This is a genomic window from Cupriavidus pauculus (assembly GCF_003854935.1).
Classification (GTDB): domain Bacteria; phylum Pseudomonadota; class Gammaproteobacteria; order Burkholderiales; family Burkholderiaceae; genus Cupriavidus; species Cupriavidus pauculus_C.
The window spans coordinates 3311035-3333432 of record NZ_CP033969.1 but is presented as its reverse complement, the minus strand read 5'-3'; the positions used below and the strand labels follow the sequence as shown (position 1 = coordinate 3333432).

General features: G+C 61.9%; 34 protein-coding genes. 16 read left to right on the top strand and 18 right to left on the bottom strand.

All coding sequences use genetic code 11. The features are described 5' to 3' along the window. Positions 1-38 precede the first annotated feature (38 nt). From EHF44_RS16730 to EHF44_RS16700, 7 genes are read left to right on the top strand one after another with little or no spacing between them, the layout of a single operon-like run. A complete protein-coding gene (locus tag EHF44_RS16730) occupies positions 39-1976 on the top strand; it encodes a hypothetical protein (RefSeq protein ID WP_124684683.1) in 1938 nt (645 codons plus the stop codon). Position 1977: 1 nt separating this feature from the next. Next, the gene (locus tag EHF44_RS16725; protein WP_124684682.1) at positions 1978-2934 is read left to right on the top strand and encodes a hypothetical protein; all 957 of its coding nucleotides are present in this window, start codon (positions 1978-1980) and stop codon (positions 2932-2934) included. A gap of 7 nt (positions 2935-2941) precedes the next feature. Then, complete coding sequence (locus EHF44_RS16720) at positions 2942-4063, top strand: phage late control D family protein (protein ID WP_124684681.1); 1122 nt, start codon at positions 2942-2944, stop codon at positions 4061-4063. Continuing rightward, complete coding sequence (locus EHF44_RS16715) at positions 4060-4731, top strand: phage baseplate assembly protein V (RefSeq protein WP_124684680.1); 672 nt, start codon at positions 4060-4062, stop codon at positions 4729-4731. The genes EHF44_RS16720 and EHF44_RS16715 overlap by 4 nt, the downstream gene beginning before the upstream one ends. Then, positions 4728-5108: a phage tail protein gene (locus tag EHF44_RS16710; RefSeq protein ID WP_124684679.1), complete on the top strand. Its 381-nt coding sequence runs from the start codon at positions 4728-4730 to the stop codon at positions 5106-5108. The genes EHF44_RS16715 and EHF44_RS16710 overlap by 4 nt, the downstream gene beginning before the upstream one ends. 1 nt (position 5109) lies before the next feature. Continuing rightward, complete coding sequence (locus tag EHF44_RS16705) at positions 5110-6249, top strand: baseplate J/gp47 family protein (protein WP_124684678.1); 1140 nt, start codon at positions 5110-5112, stop codon at positions 6247-6249. Then, positions 6250-6918: a hypothetical protein gene (locus EHF44_RS16700; protein ID WP_172966077.1), complete on the top strand. Its 669-nt coding sequence runs from the start codon at positions 6250-6252 to the stop codon at positions 6916-6918. It begins immediately after the preceding gene. On the opposite strand, the gene EHF44_RS16695 is transcribed toward EHF44_RS16700, so the two are convergent. After that, the gene (locus EHF44_RS16695) at positions 6911-7306 is read right to left on the bottom strand and encodes a hypothetical protein (protein ID WP_124684677.1); all 396 of its coding nucleotides are present in this window, start codon (positions 7304-7306) and stop codon (positions 6911-6913) included. The two genes, EHF44_RS16700 and EHF44_RS16695, sit on opposite strands and share 8 nt — an antisense overlap. Before the next feature lie 106 nt (positions 7307-7412). Between EHF44_RS16695 and EHF44_RS16690 the strand changes: the two genes are divergently transcribed. From EHF44_RS16690 to EHF44_RS16670, 6 genes are all read left to right on the top strand, one after another. After that, positions 7413-8804: a hypothetical protein gene (locus EHF44_RS16690; RefSeq protein WP_124684676.1), complete on the top strand. Its 1392-nt coding sequence runs from the start codon at positions 7413-7415 to the stop codon at positions 8802-8804. Between the two features lie 13 nt (positions 8805-8817). Further along, positions 8818-9024 (top strand): hypothetical protein, encoded by a 207-nt coding sequence (locus tag EHF44_RS16685; protein ID WP_124684675.1) that lies wholly within the window; start codon positions 8818-8820, stop codon positions 9022-9024. Between the two features lie 119 nt (positions 9025-9143). Then, a complete protein-coding gene (locus tag EHF44_RS16680; protein ID WP_124684674.1) occupies positions 9144-9350 on the top strand; it encodes a hypothetical protein in 207 nt (68 codons plus the stop codon). Beyond that, a complete protein-coding gene (locus EHF44_RS16675; protein ID WP_124684673.1) occupies positions 9343-9849 on the top strand; it encodes a glycoside hydrolase family protein in 507 nt (168 codons plus the stop codon). The genes EHF44_RS16680 and EHF44_RS16675 overlap by 8 nt, the downstream gene beginning before the upstream one ends. Beyond that, positions 9846-10013, top strand: a complete 168-nt coding sequence (locus EHF44_RS28380; RefSeq protein WP_172966076.1) for a hypothetical protein — start codon at positions 9846-9848, stop codon at positions 10011-10013. Before EHF44_RS16675 ends, EHF44_RS28380 begins: the two co-directional genes overlap by 4 nt. A gap of 17 nt (positions 10014-10030) precedes the next feature. Further along, positions 10031-10381: a hypothetical protein gene (locus EHF44_RS16670; protein WP_124684672.1), complete on the top strand. Its 351-nt coding sequence runs from the start codon at positions 10031-10033 to the stop codon at positions 10379-10381. Between the two features lie 256 nt (positions 10382-10637). Here EHF44_RS16670 and EHF44_RS16665 read toward each other — a convergent pair whose 3' ends face one another. The 5 genes from EHF44_RS16665 to EHF44_RS16645 form a co-directional block, all read right to left on the bottom strand. Continuing rightward, on the bottom strand, positions 10638-11468 hold the full coding sequence (locus EHF44_RS16665; RefSeq protein ID WP_124684671.1) for a hypothetical protein: 831 nt from the start codon (positions 11466-11468) through the stop codon (positions 10638-10640). A gap of 902 nt (positions 11469-12370) precedes the next feature. Next, complete coding sequence (locus tag EHF44_RS16660; RefSeq protein ID WP_124684670.1) at positions 12371-12709, bottom strand: helix-turn-helix domain-containing protein; 339 nt, start codon at positions 12707-12709, stop codon at positions 12371-12373. Between the two features lie 123 nt (positions 12710-12832). Further along, positions 12833-13417, bottom strand: coding sequence for an ATP-dependent DNA ligase (locus tag EHF44_RS16655; RefSeq protein ID WP_253699908.1), 585 nt, complete (start codon positions 13415-13417; stop codon positions 12833-12835). Between the two features lie 50 nt (positions 13418-13467). Continuing rightward, positions 13468-13686, bottom strand: coding sequence for a DUF2188 domain-containing protein (locus EHF44_RS16650; RefSeq protein WP_124684668.1), 219 nt, complete (start codon positions 13684-13686; stop codon positions 13468-13470). Between the two features lie 326 nt (positions 13687-14012). Beyond that, a complete protein-coding gene (locus EHF44_RS16645) occupies positions 14013-14405 on the bottom strand; it encodes a hypothetical protein (protein WP_124684667.1) in 393 nt (130 codons plus the stop codon). A 405-nt stretch (positions 14406-14810) separates the two neighbouring features. Between EHF44_RS16645 and EHF44_RS16640 the strand changes: the two genes are divergently transcribed. Then, positions 14811-15083, top strand: a complete 273-nt coding sequence (locus EHF44_RS16640) for a hypothetical protein (RefSeq protein ID WP_124684666.1) — start codon at positions 14811-14813, stop codon at positions 15081-15083. On the opposite strand, the gene EHF44_RS16635 is transcribed toward EHF44_RS16640, so the two are convergent. Then, positions 15080-15586, bottom strand: coding sequence for an HD domain-containing protein (locus EHF44_RS16635; RefSeq protein WP_124684665.1), 507 nt, complete (start codon positions 15584-15586; stop codon positions 15080-15082). The genes EHF44_RS16640 and EHF44_RS16635 overlap by 4 nt on opposite strands. 169 nt (positions 15587-15755) lie before the next feature. Between EHF44_RS16635 and EHF44_RS16630 the strand changes: the two genes are divergently transcribed. Beyond that, positions 15756-15941, top strand: coding sequence for a hypothetical protein (locus EHF44_RS16630; protein WP_124684664.1), 186 nt, complete (start codon positions 15756-15758; stop codon positions 15939-15941). Positions 15942-15959: 18 nt separating this feature from the next. On the opposite strand, the gene EHF44_RS16625 is transcribed toward EHF44_RS16630, so the two are convergent. The 11 genes from EHF44_RS16625 to EHF44_RS16585 form a co-directional block, all read right to left on the bottom strand. Further along, positions 15960-16319 carry a hypothetical protein gene (locus EHF44_RS16625; RefSeq protein WP_124684663.1) on the bottom strand — a complete coding sequence of 120 codons (360 nt, stop codon included), beginning with the start codon at positions 16317-16319 and terminating at the stop codon, positions 15960-15962. After that, positions 16316-16711, bottom strand: a complete 396-nt coding sequence (locus EHF44_RS16620; RefSeq protein ID WP_124684662.1) for a hypothetical protein — start codon at positions 16709-16711, stop codon at positions 16316-16318. Before EHF44_RS16620 ends, EHF44_RS16625 begins: the two co-directional genes overlap by 4 nt. 5 nt (positions 16712-16716) lie before the next feature. Continuing rightward, positions 16717-16884, bottom strand: a complete 168-nt coding sequence (locus EHF44_RS28375) for a hypothetical protein (protein ID WP_172966075.1) — start codon at positions 16882-16884, stop codon at positions 16717-16719. Between the two features lie 186 nt (positions 16885-17070). Then, complete coding sequence (locus EHF44_RS16615) at positions 17071-17436, bottom strand: hypothetical protein (RefSeq protein WP_124684661.1); 366 nt, start codon at positions 17434-17436, stop codon at positions 17071-17073. 112 nt (positions 17437-17548) lie between these two features. Then, entirely contained in the window at positions 17549-18502 is a 954-nt protein-coding gene (locus EHF44_RS16610; RefSeq protein ID WP_124684660.1) for a hypothetical protein, read from the bottom strand. Between the two features lie 216 nt (positions 18503-18718). Then, positions 18719-18976 carry a KTSC domain-containing protein gene (locus EHF44_RS16605; RefSeq protein WP_124684659.1) on the bottom strand — a complete coding sequence of 86 codons (258 nt, stop codon included), beginning with the start codon at positions 18974-18976 and terminating at the stop codon, positions 18719-18721. Positions 18977-19006: 30 nt separating this feature from the next. After that, a complete protein-coding gene (locus tag EHF44_RS28870) occupies positions 19007-19141 on the bottom strand; it encodes a hypothetical protein (protein ID WP_301337469.1) in 135 nt (44 codons plus the stop codon). Next, positions 19138-19377 (bottom strand): hypothetical protein, encoded by a 240-nt coding sequence (locus EHF44_RS16600; RefSeq protein ID WP_124684658.1) that lies wholly within the window; start codon positions 19375-19377, stop codon positions 19138-19140. Before EHF44_RS16600 ends, EHF44_RS28870 begins: the two co-directional genes overlap by 4 nt. Next, positions 19374-19553, bottom strand: a complete 180-nt coding sequence (locus EHF44_RS16595; protein WP_124684657.1) for a hypothetical protein — start codon at positions 19551-19553, stop codon at positions 19374-19376. The genes EHF44_RS16600 and EHF44_RS16595 overlap by 4 nt, the downstream gene beginning before the upstream one ends. A gap of 175 nt (positions 19554-19728) precedes the next feature. Continuing rightward, entirely contained in the window at positions 19729-19917 is a 189-nt protein-coding gene (locus EHF44_RS16590; protein ID WP_124684656.1) for a hypothetical protein, read from the bottom strand. Positions 19918-20192: 275 nt separating this feature from the next. Then, positions 20193-21026, bottom strand: coding sequence for an inositol monophosphatase family protein (locus EHF44_RS16585; protein ID WP_124684655.1), 834 nt, complete (start codon positions 21024-21026; stop codon positions 20193-20195). Positions 21027-21262: 236 nt separating this feature from the next. Between EHF44_RS16585 and EHF44_RS16580 the strand changes: the two genes are divergently transcribed. Continuing rightward, positions 21263-22129 carry an RNA methyltransferase gene (locus tag EHF44_RS16580; protein WP_124684654.1) on the top strand — a complete coding sequence of 289 codons (867 nt, stop codon included), beginning with the start codon at positions 21263-21265 and terminating at the stop codon, positions 22127-22129. Positions 22130-22398 lie beyond the last annotated feature (269 nt).

Here is a 22398-nt window from a genome sequence, read left to right as displayed (position 1 = left end):
ACGTCGGTTTTACGCATGAATGAACAGTATAGGTCACCATGATCGACGTCTATAAGATTGGCACGACTCTGGTTCTGAACGACCTGATCGCTCCGCAGTTGCTGAAGCTGGCTGTGGAGTTCAAGAAGGTCGACGCGCTTTCGCAGAGCCTGAACCTTCATCTGTCGCGGATTGCCAGCCACGCGCCTGGCATTCGGTCGATCTCGACTTCCACCCGTACCCTGGCGACCAACATGGGGCGGGCCAATGCCGAAGCGGCGCAATTGGCCCGCAGCATCAACGCGGTGCACGCCGCGGGGGCGGCGGCATCTCGGTCGTCCTTCATGGGAACGATCGGCGGAACAGGCTCGGGCGGCGGTGGCGGTGGGCCGCGTGCACCCCTCATGATTCCCGGTCCTCGCGGATACGGCCGTCGTCCTTATGGTGGAACGGCTGCCGGTGGCGGGGGTGGCGGCGGATTCCATGGCGGCAATGTCCATGTCGGCCCGGGGGGGTTCGGCGTCGGCGCGGTTGGGGCGGCGCTTCCCGGCGGCATGCTGGCCCCGGTGGCTGGGGCCGGCGCCGGCCTGTACATGACCAAGGTTCTGTACGACGCCGGCAAGGAGTACCAGACCGCCTACACCCGGTTTCGCACGCTGAACCTCGGGGAAGAGGTGAACCGCCAGGCTGATCAGTTTGCGCGCGGAACGAAGGTGTTCGGCACGTCGAGCGCCAACCTCATGGAGACGCTGCGCGAATCCGTCGGCATGTTTGGCGGCTTGGATATGGCGAAACAGGTCGCCCCGACACTGGCCGCGCTCAATGCCGCGAACTCTGGCCTGTTTGGCGGGAAGGTGGGCTCTATCGACGAGGGAGCCGCGCGCTCGGTCATGCGCTTCAACGACATGCGCGGCAAGACCAACAACGCGCAGGAATTCCTCGCTGGGCTGGATCTGGCACAGCGCATGGTGACCGGTTCCGGCGGCGCGCTGACCTTCGGCGATCTCGAACAGATGGCTAAGACTGGCGGCGCGGCGTTCAAGGGCCTCAGCGACAAGGGCATCATGAATCTTGCGACGCTGGCTCAAGAGCAGGGCGGGGCGCGGACGGGTACCGCACTGATGTCGCTGTATCAAAACCTGATCGCTGGCCGGACCCCAAAAAAAACGATGGCCGCGCTGGCGGACGCCGGCTTGGGCGAGATCGGTGAAGTCGTCAGCGGCAGTGTGGGCGGCAAAACGATCAAGTCCACCGTCCTGAAGAACATCAAGGACGAGCAGATGCTGCGCGAGGATCCGGCAGGCTGGCTCATGAAGTACGGTACGGAAGCTGCCAAGCGCGCGGGTAAGACCACCGATTCCGAGGTCATCGGCTTTATGAACAACCTTGTTTCGAACCGGCAGGGTTCGAACATGGCGGCCAACTTCACCACGCAGCAGGCCCAGGCGCTGCGCGATGCGAAGCTGGTTTCCAACGCCAAGGGTGTGCAGGGCACGATCGAAGAGTTCAAGAAGTCGGCGCCTGGTGCCGAAGCCGACTTCGTCGCCGCATGGACGTCTATGAAGGCGGAAATGGGCCGCGGCATTCTCCCTGCTGTGGTCAAGATTCTGAACGCAGGCACGGAACTCTTTCGTGGCTTGAACGACTTCGGGCAGAACAACGCCGGGTTGTACGAGCGGCTGAAGGGTGCCGGCTCGCCGGTTTCCTTCGATCCGACGGACCTTGGGCCAATCGGCTGGGCGTGGCGGACGGGCAAGGCGTTCTTTAGCGGTGACTCTACTGCTGGGAAGGAAAGGAACGATCGTCTCTCCTCGGCGGACCCCGTTGGGGCCGGAGCGCCCAAGATGGTCCAGGTCAATACTGCGATCAAGCTCGATAGCCGCGTGCTAGCGGAGGTGACTACGTTTCATCAATCGAGAGATTTGGCGCGGCCGCAGACAGGGCCCAGCGGCTTTGACTCTTCGATGACGCTGAGGCCGCCATCACTTAGGAACTGAAATGGCTGATTTGGTGCTGTTCCTCGGGGACTTCGAGTTCAAGAAGGAAGAGGTTCCCGAGCGCATCGCCATCGGGGGCGAGCAGCGCCTGGTGACACGCGAGCTCGTTGGTGGCCTGAAACAGGTCCATGCGATGGGAGCGTCTGCCGACCCTATCGAGTGGCGGGGTTGGTTCCGCGGCCCGGATGCGCTTGAGCGCGGCCGCTATCTCGATACCCTGAGGGTGCAGGGCAATCAACTGACGCTGGTGTGGTCAGAGTTTGTCTACACGGTTTTGATCCGCCGCTTTGCCGCGGACTTCGAGCGCTACTACCAGTTGCCCTACACCATCGTCCTGGAGGTGGTCGAGGACCTAAGTCAACCAGTGCGATCGCAGTCCGCCCAAAGCATCGACAGCCTCATCTCCGGAGATATGCTTTCCGCAGGCGGTCTGGTGGAGAGCTTGGGCATGCCTAGCATCACATCGCTCTACGCGGACGTGCAAAGTGCCATTGGAACAGTCAGTTCGTTCGCAAACGCCGCGCAGTCGACGTTGAACAGCGTTCTGCAGCCGATTGCTGCCCTTCGGAATGAAGCGTTGACTCTGGCGGCCACCGTGAACAACACCCTGGTCAACGTAACGACCGTCGGTGGAATCTTGCCGAACAACCCCATCGCCCAGCAGGTGCAGAAGATCTCCAGCCAGATCGTCGCCGCTCAACAATTGCCGGCCCTCATCGCGCTGGACCGGACGATGGGACGGGTGCAGGGGAACATTGGCAGCATCTACAACAGTGCAAAGCGTCAGACAGTGGCTGGTGCCAATCTGATGGACATGGCGTCAAAGATCTACGGTGACGCCATGGCCTGGACAGGCATTGCGAAGGCCAACGGTATGACCGATCCCCAGGTTGCCGGTGCCGCGGAACTGACGATTCCGCCAACAGCCGACAAGAGCGGCGGGGTTCTCAACTCGTAGGAATCTCATGCTGAACAGTATTCCCGCGGTGGCGGCCGTCCGCGCACCGCGCGGGATCGTGCGCATCAACGACGAGCAGGTAGTTGGATGGGTCGATTGGGCGGTTGACCAGAATACCTACTACCACGCCGATACCTTCCGGGTGACCTTCGACGAAGATCTGCTGCCGGCTGATCGCAATGGCGATTGGCTATCCAGCATCGACGAAGGATTCGTAGAGATCTTCGGTGGGTATCCGGCGGATCCGGCGAGCTTCACGGAATCCGACCTGGTCAGCCAGATCTACGGCCGAATCGACGACATCGATTATGACCCGGCGGCGCGGCAATTCATCCTGGCCGGCCGTGATCTCACTGCGGCATTCATCGACACCAAAACGTCGCTGCAGTACCAGAACATGACTTCGTCTCAGATCGCTGAGAAGCTGGCGGCCGCGCACGGGATGAGTGCGTCGGTCACGAAGACGACGGAGCTGGTCGGCACCTATTACATGCGCGACCACGCTCGCATGAGCGAGGAGCGCAGCGAGTGGGATCTGCTGACTTACTTGGCCAGTAACGAGGGGTTCCTCTGCTACGTGCGGGGCAAGACGCTGTATTTCCACCCTCGGCCGACGGACAACGGGGAGCCTTACGTCATCCGGTGGGAACAGCCAACCCTTGAGCGGGCCGCTCGCCAAGCCAACGTTGAGGACATGCAGTTCTCGCGCAGCCTGACAGTCGCCAAAGGCGTAGTGGTGGTGGTGAGGTCATGGAACACCAAGCAGAAGGGCGGCTTTACGGCTTCGTATCCGAGTAAGGGCAAGACGATCCAGGCGGGCAAAGCCACGCCCTTCGGCAACTCGCAGATCTACAGCTTCCGCTTTCCAGGGCTGACGATGGACCAGGCGACCAAGAAGGCTATGGAGTTGCACCGCGAGATCTCGTCGCACGAGATGAAGTTCTATGCGAGGTTGCCGGCCGATGACCTACTGACTGCCACCGCAATTGTCGAGGTCGAAGGTACTGGCACCAAGTTCGATCAGACCTACTTCCCGGTGTCGGTTTCGAAACGGATGAGCATGACGGATGGTTACACCATGACTGTTCAGGCCAAGAACCATAGCCCGGAATCGGAGCCTTCGCCATGATGCAGCACTTCCGCAACCAGATGGCGCTCTCGGCCCGGCTTGCCGCCGGCGAGAAGGCCGAGACCCGTGCGGGCATCGTTCGCAGCTATGACCCTGACCAGGCGGCGGCAAAGGTGGAGTTTCTGGATCGTTCGAATCCGGATGATTCCAGCGGGCAGTATCTCTCCGGTTGGCTCCCAGTGACGTCGCCCTGGGTCGGCAATGGCTGGGGGCTGGACGCACCGCCGAGCCCGGGCGATCAAGTGGAAGTCAAGTTCTTCGACGGAGACATCGAGAACGGTTACGTCGGTGGACGGCTGTATAGCGACGCTGACCGGCCGCCGGGCGCGCCGTCTGGCGAGTTCTGGGTCGTGCACGAGTCAGGGTCGTGTCTGAAGTTCAAGAACGATGGCTCAGTGGAGGTTGTGGCGTCGACAACAGCTAAGTACACCGCGGCCCTTCATCACTTCACTGGACCGGTGCAGATGGACGACACGCTTCTGGTGGAAGACACCATCACCGGAATGGGCGGCATGGCCGTTTCGGGCGACAACGGTGGCGGAAAGTCCATGACCATCAACGGCGATTTCGAAACGGAAGGCACGTTCACGAACAACGGTCATGACGTCGGCAGTTCGCACCGACACCTCAACTCTGGTGGTTCAGGACTCGGCGGAGTACCCCAATGACGCAGCAACTCCTCAGCGACGCCGATCATTGGTTCGGCGGCGACATTGGCGCGTCGCCGACAGGCGACATCGGCCTGTCCAGCGGCGAAGTGCGAACTCAGCAGCGCATCGTTCGCCGGCTGTGCACGAATCCGGGTGACTACATCGCACATCCATCGTATGGAGCTGGCCTGCCGCGAAAGATCGGCGAGAACGCTGACCTGGCGGCCCTGCGTGCTTTGGTTCGGACGCAAGTCTTGCTGGAAGAGTCGGTGGCCAGGCTGCCGGAGCCGAAGGTGGAACTGGTCCAGATCAACTCCGGGTTCTCGATCACGATCAAGTACACGGACGCAAACACCCTTAACCCGGTGACGCTAAGTTTCGAGGTGAACCGCTGACATGGCCATTTCCACAAAAGACTTCACGACGCTCGTGCGCGAGCAGGTCACCGCTGTCCAGGGCTATGCCAGGGTCCTTGTTGACCTGACGGTCGGATCTGTCTTTCGAGCCATCGTCGAGACAAGCGCATCTGGCACTGTCTGGCTTCAGAGCCTGATTCTTCAGGTACTAGCCATCACGCGCGCCGCGACGTCGAGCGGTTCTGATCTCGACTCGTGGGTCGGCGATTTCGGTGTGACGCGACTTCCCGCCACGTTTGCAACGGGGCAGGTCACGTTCAGCCGATTCACGCCGGCACAACAGGCAGTGGTGCCGGTGGGCGCCACTGTGCAAACCGGGGACGGAAGTCAGCAGTACTCCGTTGTGGCTGACGCGTCGAGCCCAGCGTACAACGCTACCCTCGGCGGGTATGTGGCGGCGGCTGGGGTTGCCAGTGTGACCGTGCCGGTCGTCGCCGTGTCTGCGGGGTCGGCGGGGAATGCCATTGCGGGGGCAGTGTCCGTCATCTCGGGCGCTATTGCTGGAATCGACACAGTCACCAACGCGGCGGACTTTTCCAACGGCGCCGACGCCGAATCTGATCCTGCGCTGCGGACGCGTTTTGTTGCATATGTGCGGAGCCTGTCCAAGGCAACGAAAGACGCCGTGCGGTATGCCGTCACGTCGCTCCAGCAAGGCGTCACGGTCTCGCTGGTGGAGAACCAGACCTACGCCGGCGCGGTACAAATGGGCTACTTCTATGCTGTGGTCGATGACGGGACCGGCGCCCCGACCGGCACATTCCTTTCGACGGTCGCCAACGCAATTGATGCAGTTCGTCCGCTATGCAGTAGCTTCGGAGTCTTTGCACCGGTACTGGTTGGGGCGTCAGTTTCGATGACCGTGACGGTTGCCGCCGGTTATGACCCGGCCGCAACTAGAGCGGTCGTTTCGGACGCTCTCAAGTCCTATATCAATTCCTTGGTCCGGGATCCAACAACGCAGGTCATGACACTGCCATACAGCCGGCTGGCACAGGTGGCCTACGATGCGTCTCCGGGGGTGACGAACGTCACGGCGGTGACGCTCAACGGGGGCGCATCGGACCTGACGGCAAACGCCAAGCAGGTGATCAAATGGACGTCCGTTACGGTGCTCTAAATGGCTACAGGTGATCAGCAGGACGTCTACAACCGGCTTCGTGGATTTCTTCCGCCGTGGTTTGGCGACGAAGAGGATTCGCCAGATATCACCGGGATTCTGAACGGCCTGGCGTACGTAGGTGCGTTCATCTACAGCCTGATCAGTTACACCCGTCTGCAGACCCGCATCAAGACGGCCACCGACGGGTGGCTCGACATGATTGCTGCCGACTTCTTCGGCAACGCATTGCTGCGGGCCGCGAATCAGTCCGACGAGTCGTTCCGAGCCCGGATTCTGATCAACATCTTCCGGGAGAGGGCGACGCGCGCTGGGCTGATCAGGATCCTGCAGGACCTGACCGGCCGCACTCCGATAGTCGTGGAGCCGACCAGGCCCGCGGACACCGGTTCGTACGGTGGACCCTTGATTGGCTATGGGGTGGCGGGTGCTTATGGCTCGATGCTGATGCCTTTTCAGGCGTTCGTGACGGCGTTCCGCCCGACCGGGTCAGGAATCCCGCTGATCGCAGGCTACGGGGTCTCGACAGGCGGATATAGCCAGCCGTCCCGGGCGTCGTATGCCTCGTTGAGCATGATCCAGGGATCGGTGACCGATGCGGACATCTACGCCGCCATCGACAGCGTGAAGCCGGTGGCCACCATCGTGTGGGCGCGGATTTCTAGCTGAGAAGATTCGCTAATCCGGGCGCGGCTATCGCGGCAAGCGACGCGGCGATCGACAGACCTTTCTCCAGCCCTTCTATATGGGGCCAAAGCCTGCTTTGCTTGACCACGTCAATTCGTGAGGCTTCGTCAGAGGCGGTGGATTTTCTGAGCTCCTCGAGGCATGAACGCAAGTCTTCCGGGTCCGTGGTTCGGGGCAACCCTCTAGTCATCACTAGTTTCTCGAAAAGAACCGTCAACTCAGTGACTTGACTGTTCTCGGAGATGTTTGCATTCGTGATCTTGGCGCCCGTCCCGACGGACAGAAGTGTGGCATCGCCAAAAGTCTTGTTGTTCGAGATATTCAGCCCTACAACCTCGACTCCGTCCCCAATTTTGATGAACTCGGTCACAGTCCCCTCCCTTAGTCGAATGCCAGGTATGTGCAGATCACTTCTGCATTGTCATGTTAGCTCAACGAATCCCGCGTCTGCGGGATTCATTCCTTCCGGAGCCTGAATGGACCGCCAGATTGTATATCCGGGTCAGATTCCCCTCGAAACCGACCTGCTCAACAGTAACCGCTTTGCGATGATCGCAATCGCAAAGTTGGCCGCGGCCATGCTCGGAACGGGCACTGTCGCAAACGGCTTGGCATGTGCCCCGACGTCCCCGGCGTCCCTCCAGGTGAAAGTGGGTCCGGGCGAGATGTACAGCCTCGCGGCGCTCGATGCGACCGACTACTCGTCTCTGGCCGCCGACACGACCCACAACATCCTGAAGCAGGGCATCTCGTTGGACGATGTCCTCCTGACCTGCACGCCGCCGGCGACAGCGGGGCAGAGCATCAATTATCTAGTGCAGGCCGCTTACCAAGACTCTGACACCGGTCTGGTGACGCTGCCGTACTACAACGCCAGCAACCCACAGCAGGCATGGTCGGGGCCCAACAATTCCGGGGCACAACAGGCTACCGCGCGCAAAGGCGTAATCAGCATTAACGCGAAAGCGGGGGTTGCTGCGACTACGGGCTCGCAGACCACGCCGGCGCCTGATGCTGGCTGCTCCGGCCTCTGGGTGGTGACGGTAGCAAATGGGCAAACGACCATCACGGCGGGCAACATCGTCGCCTACAGCGCCGCTCCGTTCTTGTCGGCGCCGCTCCTGACGCAGGTCAAGCAGGCGCCGGCAGTGGTCGGGATGGTCCGGAACCTTGTCATGTCCGTCACGACGGCGTCGGCGACCGCGACCCTGTCGGCCGATGAGATCGTGGTGGAAAGCGCCCTGGGTGGCAACACTTACAAGCTTGCCAACTTCAGTCAGGTAATCAACCTCGGCGCCACCGGCGCAGGTGGTATGGATGCCGGTGCCGCGCCCGCCAACGGGTGGGTCGCGGTGTACGCGATCTATAACCCGGCGACGGGAGCGCGCGCCCTCCTTGGCGTCAACGCAACGTCCGCGGCCGCACCTGAGGTGTATGGCGGCGGCAATATGCCTGCCGGGTACTCTGCATCGGCGTTAGTCTCGGTGCGCCGAACGAACGGGAGCGGTCAGTTTGCGGTCGGCGCTCAGCTTGATCGCTCCGTGGAAACCGGCGTGGTGAGTGTGCTGGCGTCGGGGGCTGCAACCACTTACACGGCGGTGAGCATTTCGTCCACCGTGCCGCCAAACGCTCGGTATGTCAGCTTCACTTTTGGGATGTCAACAAACGGTGCGAGCAATGGGGTGTACGTGATCGCGACGGATCCCACGAACGAGGTCGGCCTGCGTCGCGCCCTCAGCCCAGTCGCCACTCAGATTCTGGGAGGAGCATGGAACGATGTGCGGCTGGTCACGCCGCAGTCGGTCCTTTACAAGAACGACGCAGTCGGAGGCACGTTGGGCCTCAACGTCGTCGGCTACAAGTTCTAAGGAGAGTTAGACCATGACCACTGCATTCATCAAGACCGCCGAGCGCTTTCTTGTTCGCATCGCTGAAGATCCGACCCCTTCGCCGGACGAGAGCGCCATCCCACTGGCAGACGGCGAGTTCCTGGAGGCTGGCAAATGGCGCTGGACCGGAGACGGATGGGAGCCCGGGGAACTGGTGTGGGAGAGCAGCCTCCCGGGCTATGTTTTTGTCCCCAACTAGAACGCGCGCGGCAGGCACCGCGGTCATCGATATCGGTGCGGACTGGTCACCGCACTTCAGACCACACCAGTTTCTAGAGCCCGCTTCGGCGGGCTTTTTCATTATCTCCGGGGAAATTAATGATCGAGGCCGACATGGCAAACGAAGCAGTGAAGCTTGCACCGGCGGCGCCTGTGACCGTGATGACCTTCATGGGTTATAGCGTGCAGGACTGGGCCAGTTGGCTGACGGCCTTTTATGTACTACTGCTGATCGGGAATTTCATCTGGAAGGCCGTCCGCCCCTGGCTGCGACGTGGGCCGGATGCGGAGGCGCCCGATGCTTAAGCAGCGGATTGCGGTCGCAGCGCTAACGATGTCGGCGGCGGGCTTCGCCGGATGGCAAGCCTCGGAAGGTTTCACCGACCACGCCGTCATACCAACGAAGGGAGACGTCCCGACAATCGGCCATGGATCGACCCGGTACGAGGATGGTCGGCCGGTTCGAATGGGCGACAAGATTACGCGGGAGCGGGCGGCGATACTCGCCAGAAATCTGATGACGGCTGACGAGAAGCGCTTTGTTGCGAGCCTGCCAGGCGTAAAGCTTCACCAGGCGGAGTTCGACGTCTACATGGACTTCGTCGGTCAATTTGGTATCGGGAATTGGCGGGCGTCCAGCATGCGCAGGGACTTGCTGATGGGCGACTATGTAGGCGCGTGCAATGCGTTGCTGCTCTACAAGTACTCGGCCGGGTACGACTGCTCGACGCCGGGGAACAAGCGCTGTTATGGCGTATGGACTCGCCAACTGGGTCGCAACCGCAAATGCCTGGAGTCCCAATGAGATACGGAAGCCGCAAGTTCCTGGCTGCGTTGCTGGTCATCGTGTCCGCCGACGGCATGCTGCTGATCGGCACAATCGATGCCGCGGTGTGGGGCGCGACTGTAGGCAGCGTCGTCGCTGCCTACATCGCAGGCAACGTTGCGCAGAAGGCGGTGACGAAGTGAGGGCCCCGATCTACCGAGTGGTGGCTGTCGTCGCCTTGGTCGCTGCCATCTTTGCCGCCGGCTGGGTAACGAACGGGTGGCGCAAGGACGCCGAGATTGACCGGATGAAGGCGGCCGGCGCTCAGGCCGACCTCGCTGGTGCCAACAAGGCGATCGAGGACCTGGGTGTGGCCACGCGGACCATCCGGTCCAAGGCCGACGAGTTCAACGCCAGCCAGGCCACGCTGGCCGCCAAGGTCGATCAGGCCGTGAAGGAATTCCGAAATGCGAAAAAGCCTCTGCCCGTGGATTGCCGCCCTGATGATTTCCGGGTGCGCAAGCTATCCGACGCCGTCGATGCGGCCAAGCAGGCCGCCGCCGCTCGATAGTGCATTGGCCGCGCCATGCCGGATCCCGGACGCGCCGGCGGCGGCCGACTATGACGCTTGGCAGGAATGGGTGATGGGCGATGTCCTCAAAGCGCTAGGTGACTGCGCCGCCCGGCATCGCATGACCGTAGAGGCGTGGCCTCGGTAGCGGAAAAAGACGGCGAGACGTGCGGGGCGCCACCTCGCCGGGTGAACGCTGTGATCTTTCACAGCAGCAAACCTTTGTTATCGGCGGCACGCCGAAATTCCGTAGGACTTAGCGTGCGGCGGGCGCCAGCCCGGTGAACGCATTGAACTGGCGACGAAAGCCCGTGTTGATAGAAATCAGAAGGGCGAAATCGAGGAGGAGGCCAAAACACAGTCCGATCAGCGCGCCCACCAGCTTCTTGGGCTTGATGGGACGCTCAGGTGCGTAGATAGGAGCAACCGCTCGTGTGTTAAACGTGCGTGACGGGTCCAGTTGTTCTTCCAGGGAGCGTTGCATTTCGCGCAGTACGCGCAGTTCCGTGTCGCTGGATCGAATCGCCTCGGAGAGCATCACGTTCTCAGAGAACTTCTTGGCTGCCGAGTCTCCGTTGCTCTGGATCCGTTCCAAGATAAGCGTGCGTTCACGGGTCAAGGATTCAATCGACTTGTTGGTGTCCGCGAGGCTCTTTTCAAGCCGCGCTTTTCCCGGCTGAAGAATCTGAGCATGTTCTGCTTGCAGGATGCCCAATGCGGCCTCAGCAACTTTCATTGCTTGGTCACGGGATCGAGCTTCTACGCTGAGTTCGACGAAATGGTCGCCCCCACGCGCTACCGTTGCCTTCAGCGTACTCATCGGGAGAGCCGACATATCGACGCTGGAATCCGGGGGTAGCCCGGCCGCTTTCAGCGCCTGTTGCGCGAAACCCTTGAAATTGACGCGCTGGACCAACGCACCTGGATCAGTCAGGCGACGGTCCCTTCCAATCCCGATTTGGCCGATGCCGACAAGAACGGTAGCCTGCCACCTGGGCGCAAACGTGGTCGATATGAAAGCGCCGCATGCTGCGGCGGCTAGTACGATGACGATGAGGAGTGCTGCGACGCGAGTGCTCGACTTCATATCTCTCGGCTGGGTCCGTGAAGATTCACCTTGTCAATGTATCGAGACAAGGAACGGCGGACCCTCGAATATACAACCAACTGCGGCAACTCGTTCCCTACCTTTGTGGGGATTTTGCTATGCGGAACAGATTTGGCATTCTGGCTAATGTGAGGCAGACATACCATACCGCCCCGTTTCGCCGTAAATGCTGCTTTGCGCGGTGGTCGGCCTAGCGGCAAACTTCCGGAATGAAGGTTAGGGCGGGGTTAGAGCGAGGCACGCGGTCACAATCCTCTTCTTCGGCGGCTAGCAGCGACCAAATGGAGATGGCCGCGAGGGCGGCGCAGATGAGGATGGTCTTCCAGTGCTTTTTCATGGCGCGGATTGTAACGCATCGTTCTGGACAAAAAAACGCCACGGCCGCCATAGCCTTGGCTCAATCGATTTAGGAAGTAATCGCCGGTTTTCCCGGCGGTGCCGAGGATGTCACGGGAAAGCGGCCTGGCGCATCGCCCAAAAGGGTGATAACTACCGCTTAAATCGCTCGGGGTACAAAAACCGCGGCCCGGATGGGTCGTGGCTGAATGTAAGTTCCAGTTCCCGGAACTGTCCTACGCTGGCGCCCCGCTAGGGGCGTCTAACGCGCAATACCCGTGGGCCTCAATATCGTTCATGACGGCGGACGGCATCAGACCCAGCATGGGGGTGTCGACGTCTAGTCGAGAGTCTGCCGATGTTTCGATGGGCCCTAACCACTCGATGACGTGAGAGGGGAGCGTCGCCAAATCGGTACCAACGCGGACAAAAAGCGCCCGATGTCCGCTGCGATGGAGCGTGATCAACATGATGATTTGGGCACTTCCAGATGGGCATATCGTTCGGCGCATGGCCGGCTTCAAAGGGAACGTGTTTGGGGCGATTCAGGCGATAACGTTTAGCTGGCCAGGCGTGATGCCGAGCGCAGAGGCTACCTTCACCCGCGTCGCCTTGCGCATCTTGCCGTTGCCGTTCTCCATCTCGGCGTAGCCAGGCTGGGAAATGCCCATGCGGTTGGCAACTTCTTTCTGGGTCAAGTTCAGATGCTCGCGCCAGGCGCGGGCCGGGCTAAGGCCCTCCACCAGGAGACGGTGGGCAACCTCATTGGGAACCCAGTCACGGTCAGCGCCGCTTTCGGAGACATAGTCGGCGTATGGGATCACCACGAAGGCCGGCTTGCCTTGTGCGTCGTGGATGATCTGAATGTTTGGCGGTGTGTACATCGTGTTTCGTGTTGTCCGGGTAAAGAAGTATAGGACAACATAAGAAAACGTAAAATTAAAATATAGGAAAGGTATGCGGAAGCGCTACGGGCTCTCCGGGCGGGGACGATCCGTTGTGGAAGGTCATCGCTTGAAGCGTTCAGGCGGCACCGCGCCGGGGCGCTTCACCTTGATCCAGTCCGCCGAGCGTACCCCGTTCTGATAGGGCGAGCCGAGCCGCTTCCCGACCACGCCCTCCAGCTTCAGCTCTAGGGCGGAGCGATACAGCCAGTCGCCGTCGTCGACGCCCGTGACATGGAGCACCTGGCCGCCGTGCGAGCGCAGCAGCTTGGCCAGCATTGCCTTGCGCTTCTCCAACGCTACGGGCCGGAAGTCCCTACCCATGGCGACCAGAACGTCGAACACGCAATAGACGACCAGGTCCGCGCCTTCGTACCAACCCTTGCGCCGCGCACGCGCGTGCAGGCGGTCGAAATTGCTCCGACCCAGGTCGTCCAACACGCATACCTCTCCATCCAGCACGCTGCCACTCGGCATGTCCGCGACTGCGGCGGCCACCTCCGGGAACCAGGCAGTCGCGTCAATCCCGCCGCGGCTCTTCAGCCGGGCCGTGGATCCGGTACTGGCCAAGACGCGGTAGCCGTCGTACTTGATCTCGTAGAGCCAGTCGCCCTCGCGCGGAATGGTTTTTCGCTCTGTAAGCAGCATGGGGCAGAGCTGGTCCAGTGTCGGGGCGCCGTCGCCTCGGGGCATGGCGCTTAGCCCTTGACGTCGCGGGGGTCATGGCCGAAGGAGTTCCGAGCGCGGATCTGGCCGTCGAGGCCGTGAATCAGCAGCTCGACCTTGTCGCGCTTGGCGCGCTCGGTGCCGGCGGCAATCGCTTCCTCCTGCGTGAAGAACATTGTTCGGTCGCCGCCGCCGGCCGTCTCGACGGCCCATTCGTTCCCGGCCGGTACCACATGGATATCTGCTGCCATGGCTGTCTCCTAGAGTTATGAAGACAGTCTGCGCGCGGTCCACGCATCGCCACTATCGGTAGGCGTCTGACATCCACCTAAGGGACGCGGGCAAAAAAAACCACGCAGGGATGTTCCGCGTGGCGACATGGAAAATCGCGGGGTCAATCGCGAACCTTTAGTGTGCCCCGGTCGTGTGATGTTGTCGTCCCTACGCCGGGGGGGCGCCACGCTCTAAAGTTAAATCGTGTTGTGACGTAATACCGGATTCACTTGCTTTTCCAGTGAACCCGTTCCGTAGTAGTTCGGGGCTGGCGGCCCCGCCGGCCTCGCTTTTTTGCATGCAGCTACGACCCGTCCTTGGCAGGCAGGGTCCGCCGAATCTTCTCTAGCACCCTGCGGTGCTTGTCCTCAGCCTCTTCCCACGTCTCAGACTCGAAGGACTTGCTCATGCCGCCGTTGACGGTGGTCCGGAACATGGGCGGCTTGTCGTCTCGTAGGCTCGCCCAGCCGGAGAAGTAGGTCCAGACCTCGACCGCGTATTCCGGCAGCAAGTCCTTAATCTGCCAGGCTTTGCCATCGCAAGTCATCCACATGGCGTGCTCGGTGTAGTCGTAGCAACGCCGCGGCGCGCCCGCTTCGTCCAGGACGTAATAGCGGTCGTAAGCCGGCTCGATTGGATTGCTGGGCAGGCCGCCCGGCGGCGCGGGTGGGCGGGGCAGGGCTTTAAGCCGAGGCATCTAGCAACACCTCCAGTTCCCGTCTCGCTTCCTCGACGGCCTCACCGGCTGGTTCGCCGTACCCGTTCTCCCAGCCGTGGAAGCCAGCAGCCTCCGTTCCGGCCGTCAAGTTATCCAGCGCAGCTAGTAGGCGCCTGGCCGCGTCGATCACTGTCCGGCGAGCCAGCAATGGCTCTCCGCACCGGTCGTTCATCTCGCCCTCATGTCTTTAATGTATGCCGCTCAATGGGTGTCAAGAAGCACATTGAAAAACCCAATTGGCAGGTTGTGGCAACAGCACTCACACTGGCTATATACTGTATGAATATACAGTAGTTGTACAGGGGTTCGGTGGGACTTGCGCGGGTCCCCCGGTCGGTCAGGCAGGGATGGTCAATCCAAAAAAGTGAGGGGTACGTGAACGCAATGAACGAAAGAAGCACGCCGCCGGTGCCGGCCGGCTTGGAAGGGGCAAGGAAAATCGCAGAGGGTGTCGCTGGCATCTTCAGCGCCTTGCAAGCGCTGGGGGTGGACGACCAAGAGGTCGAGCGGCTTTGCCAGGTGGGAGCCGCCCTAACGCAGAACCTCAGCAACGAGCTGGAGATCGCGCAGGAGGAGAGGGCGGCCCGGCCTCAGTTGCGCGCAGTGCCGGTGGTCAGCTTCTTCAATGCCGACGATTCCCTAGAAGGCGAACACTAGGCGCAAGCCTGGGCCCGCGCGATTGCGACCAGACGCGGGTCCGCCTGCGTCAGCACGTCCAGAAGCGGCCGTTTCTCCTCGAGGTAGAGCTTGGCAAACTCCGGGTCGTGCATGACGATGCTCGATGTATTGCTGATCAGGTCGGCACACTTGACCGTTTGGACCCAGCCTGGCGCAGCGGCCAGGCGAGCCCTGGAAGCGGCTTTCCTTTCGGCCCGGTTACCCTGTTCGAGGTCGGACAAGAACATGACTCCACGCGAAACGAACTCACCGAAAGCCTCGGTCAAATGATCGGGCGTTACGGACTGGTCTTCTACGCAGTCATGGAGCCAAGCGGTGGCCACCATTTCCTCTGCGCGATCCCCATAGCTTGAGAAGGCAACCGAGCTCACAATCCCCGCTACCTCGGCAAGATGGTCCAAATAGGGGTTGTTTGTGTATTTCCGCCGCTGGTCCTTGTGGACTTGGCGGGCGAACATCATGGCGTTGTAGGCAATGCTCATGCTTCCTCCGTACCTGATTCTGCGAGTCTCGTGCTTGCGAGCAGTATACGGCGGCTGCCCGCACCTGAATTATTGGTTTTGAATAATTTGGACTAAACGGAGGCGCGGCTTGAATGGCCCGCCCAGTTTGCCTATCGTAGAGGTCCGCACCTTCAGGGGGGAGGCGGCCATGTGGATCTGCATCCGATGCCGCGCCGAAATCTCCGCCGACGCCGTGGAGCCTGGCATCGACGACTTCGGCATCTACTTCATCTGCCCGCATTGCGGTCGGCGCAACAAGCTGATCAACGTTAGCGCGCGGGACAGAAACGGCCGCCGGCGAGGTGGACTCTTGCTGCAGCAGACCGGTAACTGACGCAGGCGGCTGCTTGCATCAGTCTTTCTGCATGGCCGGTGGTTGCGGTAGGGGCATCCAGTTGGTGTATGGCGCCTGCTCGCTCGGGCCCGGTCCCATGGAACCGCCTACACAGAGGTAGTGCTCGTAGTCCTCCGAGTGCTGGCGCCAAATGCCTTCGTCCTTGAAATCGAAGGCATGACGTTCCGGATGCTCTATGTCGCCCTTGTCCAGCCAGAGCACAACGACAAGCTGCCCATCGGGCGCCGTCGCAATCGGCTGCCACCCAGCCTGCTTGCGCGATTCTTGCCATGCGGCGCGAGCCCCTTCCTCATCGGCCGGGTACAAGCGCTCAGCGACTACCTCTGCTCGGAACCACTTCTCAAATTCCTTGTTCACGGTTGTCCCCCGCCAGCTCCATATCGGCTATTCCAATTGGCAATAGCTGCATCGATATTCATCTTCTCCCCGATTGCCTCTGCGACTGTCACGATGGCATGACGGGTGGCACTGCATGCATCCCCGCCGTGCTCAATTGACGACAATGCGTGCCATACGCCATCAGAGTAGGAAACCGATGTGTATCCGCGGGCGATATCCACATGGACATTGAGTCCCAACTTAACCGCTATCCTCATAGCGTCACCATCACTCGCCAAAGGGTCCCACTCCACCCACCAGTTAGGTTCTTTTTCGATCTTCCAATGATCTGGTGTACGGTCGGAATAGTCAGTCATTTCCGCACCAACAGCTTTTGCTGCCGCTGCCAATTGTTTAGTGTATTTCGCCATGGTTGTTACCCTTCCTCCCTCCGCCCGTCCAGCGAAGCGCGGATCATTGCTTGCCAGTCTTTGGTTGCGTTCGTCGCTTTCCAGACGCCCCATTCTTCGTCGGTGAACTCTGAATAGTTCGGGTCCTTAATCTTGAAGTCGTCGGCACCACTGTTATTCCACGCCTCGATCATCGCTGTTGTAGGCACTAACGGCACGATTGCGTACCCGTCCGCCGGAACAGCCTCCCGCCACCAGGCTGGCTGGCGCGCTCCAGTTCGCGGGCGTCGTGCCACGCAATTTGCCACGTGAACCAATCTACGTTCACGCCAGAACGCCGTTGCGCTTCGAATCCTTCACGCATCGCGTGTTGTAGCTTCTCACTCATTTCCCGCCCTCCATTTCGCCAACACGGCGCGGGCAGGCTCGTTGGCTTTCCAGTAACGAACTTCTTCTCTCTCGGCGATCTGCTCATCCGTCAGCGCCACCCCCTCCGCATTGCGGGCCTTACGAATGCCAGCCGCTTCCCCGGCGGCGAATCCAGAATTGAATGCATCACATACTTCTTTGTCGATCGCATTGCGGGCATCCGCAGAATGGGCGGCGAGTAGCACGTCATCCAAGTCCGTGACCGAGATGGTGACTAGCGTTTGTTCTTTGCTTCGCGCATCGGCGATGACGCCGTAAAGCTGCTGGATTAGCTCAGTCAGCCCCGCTTGGCGTGCGGTGGTGTTGGGGTTCGTCATGATTGCTCTCCCTTGTCGAACCGCCCGTTGAAGTTGCCCCATGCATAGCCAAAGATCAGCCCAAGGCCAAACATGAATAGCGATATAAGAAGTACATCCCAACGGTCGTAAATCATGCTTGCTCCTTGGCTGCAATAGCGTGGTCTACTGCATCGATGGTTTCGCGCACCTCGATTGCGCCGTGCTTTCGCAGCATCATCCTGACATGCATGCGCCAGCGCGCAGCGTCACGCTCATGTACCGAACCAGATTGCTCTCCCTTTGCTTTGGCGAGGATGGCGTCTGCCCGTTGGATTGCGGCTTGCGCGCCTTTCACGTAAGCCGGGTCGAAGCCACCGGCGAGGTGAATCACCGCCTGACAGGCGTGAAGTTCGCGGCGCGCTTCTTCGAGGGCACCAACCAATTCCACCCCCTTCGCAGCGCCCAACGCTTCCGGGGCGGCGTTCCGGGCAGAGATTTCCTTCTCCAACTGTTCTAGCCGGTCTGATCGATCGATCAGACGACGCGCTTCCCTTACGCTTGCTTCGTTTCCGTGGAGATTAAAGCCACTCCATGAGATCGCGGAGGACAACGCTTCCTGGGCGGGGCGGGCGAGGATTCGAAGCTCTTCTGCAAGCTCCGTCAGCGTCGTGTAGTGGTCCATCTCTTCTTGCCGACCGAAGCAAAGAGTTCCGCCAACGCCGTAGCCAAGATCGTTGGCATGAGTTTCTGCTTTGCGTTCGATATGGGCGGCCGCATCCTCAACAGTCGCCAGCGTTCCGTGTTTGCGCTGCAACGCCTCCCGCGCATCAATATCGCGTTGGTCCTGCGCCTTGTCGGCACTCGCGGCACTTCGAAACTGCGCAACCGATTCCAGCAACCGTTCGCCATTCTTGCCGGCCAGCAGGTATGCGGTCTCGTCGGCCATCGCGTTGACGGCTGCCGCGATCCCGGCTTTGCATTTCGCAATGCTGCTTTCCGGCCAGTCGTAAACAGCATTGCAACACCAGTGCTCGTTGAACGCCTCCACGGCTTCCATCGGCACCTTTTCGGCTGTCCATTCCCCGTCGTTGGTCTTTTGGGTCATGTCTTTCTCGTTCAGTTCAGGGGCGGGCAAGCGTTACCCGGGCGAATCTGGTCCATGGACAACCGGCTACGGTGTGGTCGCCGGCGCCGCAGTAGCAGCAGATGTAGGCTTTCATCGCAGCGTGGAAAGCAGGGGCACGCCGACAACCAGCACGAAGGCCAGCAGCGCCCAGATCATTACGAAGTCGTCCATGTCCAGACTCCTGTTAAAGGGTGATCAGGCAACCGTGGCCGGCTCGACCTTGGTGAAGGGATACTTGGCCGTCTCCGGTTTGATGTACTTGCCGAAGTAGGCGCCGATCGATTCCGCGTTCTTGAATGCCTCGAACTCTGCTGCCGTGAAGTTGGCGTAGTGGTACAGGCTCCCCGCACCGGCCTTGCTTTTGAACCGGATGGCGAGGGTGTTGCTGGTGACGTCGTGGCCGATGCTGTGGAATTGCGACGAGTCGACGTCCTGCATTGCGATCTGCGGCATGGTTGTCCTCTCTGGTGAATGGATTTGGGGTTAGCGATAGGCGCCCGTCAGGAACGGGAAGGCCATTGCCAAAGCTGCGATGACGGCGATGCCGACGAGAGTCCAGCGCTGCACGCGCTTGCTGTCTCGAAGCCGGATGAAGATGGGGTCTTGCATGTCGATCATGGCGCGCGCTCCATCGTTTCCACGATCAGCTTTGCCCAGCACTCGGCACGAATCAGGCGCTCGTCGCCGTTGTAGGGGAACCGATGGGGTCCGACCTGAAGGGTGGTTTCGGTGACCTCGATTTCGTTGGCTTCTTCGTCGTGAATGAAGCCGACGCGAAGGAAGCCTTCGAGCACCGCGCCGTGCGGCCCTGTGAAAGGCGCGTCCAGCGTGAAGGTGTGGCCCGTTCCGATCACGATTGAGTTCCGACTTTTGCAAGGGCGGCATCGGCGGCCCGGATCTCGTCCGACCGCGCTGCGTCCGACGCCAGAAGGCGCTCATGGGCCCGCTTAAGGTTGGCGAGGGCCTGGACAAGTTCAGGCATCAGGTTTTCATGCGCCGCTTGTCTTGCCGTGGCTTGGCTCGTATTCATTGCCGCCTCCGTGCATTCGTTATCAACATGCACACATATTAGCACACGCATTAGCAAGCGCAAGGTTGACGACGAAGCAGTTCTAAATTCGGGAGGGGAGTAAGACGCGCCGGAAGCGGCGCAAAAGAGGCGTAGCTTTTAGCGTAGGTCGCTGCTGGGACCTAGCATTGGCGCGCTACAGGTATTGCTGCATCATCGGCGTCTGCTTGTCAGCCTTGTCGGCCGGCTCCGCCTTGTCGGCGCGGCCCTTGCGCGGGGGCTTGCCTTCCGCGGCGGCCAGGGTCTCGGCGGACACGGGCGCGGCGTCCGGGACGGCATCGGGGCGCGTGGTTTCGGCTGGTTGGGAAAAGGCTTCTGCGGACATGCATTCCTCTCGGGCGGCCCACGGGCCGGGCCGCCGGTATATCGGTTCGCGCCGGGGCGCAAAGGGGCATTTTACTGCCTGCCTCGCCAATCTAGCGGGAAGCCGGTGCGTTGTAATGCGGAGGATTCTTAAACTGGGTCGGACCAGACCGAGGATGTCGGCTGGCGGCCCGCCGTGCGGCGCGGGGAGGGGCCGGCACAGGCGCCGGCGGCAGCACGGATGGCAGGCGGGAAGGCAGCGGGGGCGCCACAGCGGGCCCCCGGCGCTGTCCGGCTTCAGCCCTCGATGGGCTTCAGCGCGGGCTTGGCGTTGTCCAGCGAGTATGGCGACAGCAGGCGCACCATCTGGGCGAACGCCTTGGGGTTGCCGGCCAGCACCTCGCCCTGTTCCATCTGGCGCGATTCGCCGGCGTAGTTGCCCACCAGGCCGCCGGCCTCGGTGATCAGCAGCATGCCCGCGGCCATGTCCCACGGCTTCAGGCCGCGCTCGAAGAAGCCGTCCAGGCGGCCGCAGGCCACGTAGGCCAGGTCCAGCGCGGCGGCGCCCGGGCGGCGCAGGCCGGCGCAGCTGCGCGTCATCAGCGCGAACATTTCCAGGTATTCCTCGACGCCTTCGAGGTCGCGGAACGGGAAGCCGGTGCCGATCAGGCAGTCGGCCAGCTTGTCGCGGCGGGTCACGCGGATGCGGCGGTTGTTCAGGAACGCGCCGGCACCCTTGCTGGCCGTGAACAGTTCGTCGCGGGTGGGATCGTAGACCACGGCCTGGGACGGCGCGCCCTTGTGCAGCAGGCCGATCGAGACCGCGTATTGCGGAAAGCCGTGGATGAAGTTGGTGGTGCCGTCCAGCGGATCGATCACCCAGGTGAATTCGGCCTGTTCCTCGCCCTCGGCCCAGGACTGGCCGGACTCTTCCGCTAGAATGGCGTGCTCGGGGTAGGCGGTGCGGATGACCTCGATGATCGCGGCCTCGGCGGCGCGGTCGACTTCGGTCACGAAATCGTTGTGCTGCTTGCGCGAGACGCGGACCAGATCGACGTCGATCGACGCGCGGTTGATGATGGATCCCGCCTTGCGGGCCGCCTTGACGGCGATATTGAGCATCGGATGCATGAATCTCTCCAGGGGCCCGCGGACCTGCCCGGATGGCGGCCTGCCGCCAGGATCATCATGGCGGACGGGGCGCACGGACAGTCCGGCCAGGGCCGAACAGCACAACGGATTGTCGAAGAACGAGGGGCGTCGCCAGAGCTTCGGGCGCCGCGCCGCAATTGGAAGGCTGCATTGTATAGGAACCCGGCCCGCCATACGAGTCGCGCACGGCAAACGCCGCGGCCAGGGCATCCCAGATGACTGACGCATTGAATTCCCAGGCGGGGCAGGCCCCCGCGGACGCCGTCGCCGGTGGCTTGTCCGGCATTTTTTCCCGTGTGCGCGTGGTGCTGGTGGAAACCAGCCACCCGGGCAATGTCGGGTCCGTGGCCCGGGCCATGAAGACGATGGGCTTTGGCGACGCGCCGGGCAGCCTGGTGCTGGTGTCGCCGCGCGAGCCGGGCGTGCTGGCCCATCCGGACGCCGTGGCCATGGCCAGCGGTGCCGACGACGTGCTGGCCGGCGCGCGGATCGTCGGCGACATCGAGGCGGCGCTGGCCGGCACGGCCTTCACGGTGGCGATGACGGCCCGCCAGCGCGAATTCGGCCCGCCGCGCCTGCTGCCGCGCGCCGCCGCGGCCCGGGGTAGTGCGCTGCTGGCGGCCGACGACGGCGCGGAGATCGCCCTGGTGTTCGGCAACGAGCGCTACGGGCTGCCCAACGAAGCGGTGCTGCGCTGCTCGGCCGTGACCCATATTCCTGCCAATCCGGCCTATGCGTCGCTGAACCTGGCCCAGGCCGTGCAGCTGGTGGCCTACGAGCTGCGGCTGGCGCTGCTGGACGCCCACGCGGCGGCCGGCGTGGTGCCGGACGGCGCACCGAATATCGGCTATGCTGGCGAGCCGGCCACGACGGAGCAGGTCGAATCGATGTTCGACCATTTCCAGGCCGGGCTGGTGGCCATCGGCTTCCTGGACCCCGACAACCCCCGCAAGCTGATGCCGCGCCTGCGGCGCATGTTTGCCCGGGCCGGGCTGGAGCGCGAGGAAGTGAACATCCTGCGCGGCATCGCCAAGCGCATGCTGCTGGCCGGCAGGCAGACCGAAGGCAACAAGGAAGGCTGAATTCCGTGACCCGCGTCCCGGCACCCGACATGCAGCGCGCCATCCGCGGCCCCGCCCCCGGCCGTGAGACGCCGCGCGCCTGCGCCGGCCAGCCCGCGCGATGTTGAAGCCGCCGCGACCCGAAAAGCCCTGATGGCCTCAGGGCCCGGCGGCAGGCGCTTAAATCTCTTACACTCCCTGCTCGCCACCGCGAGGCCGTCCCCCTACCAGAATCAGGCCCTACCGGCTCATGACCGTGCCGGCGCCGTCCGCATGCCGTGCGGACGCGC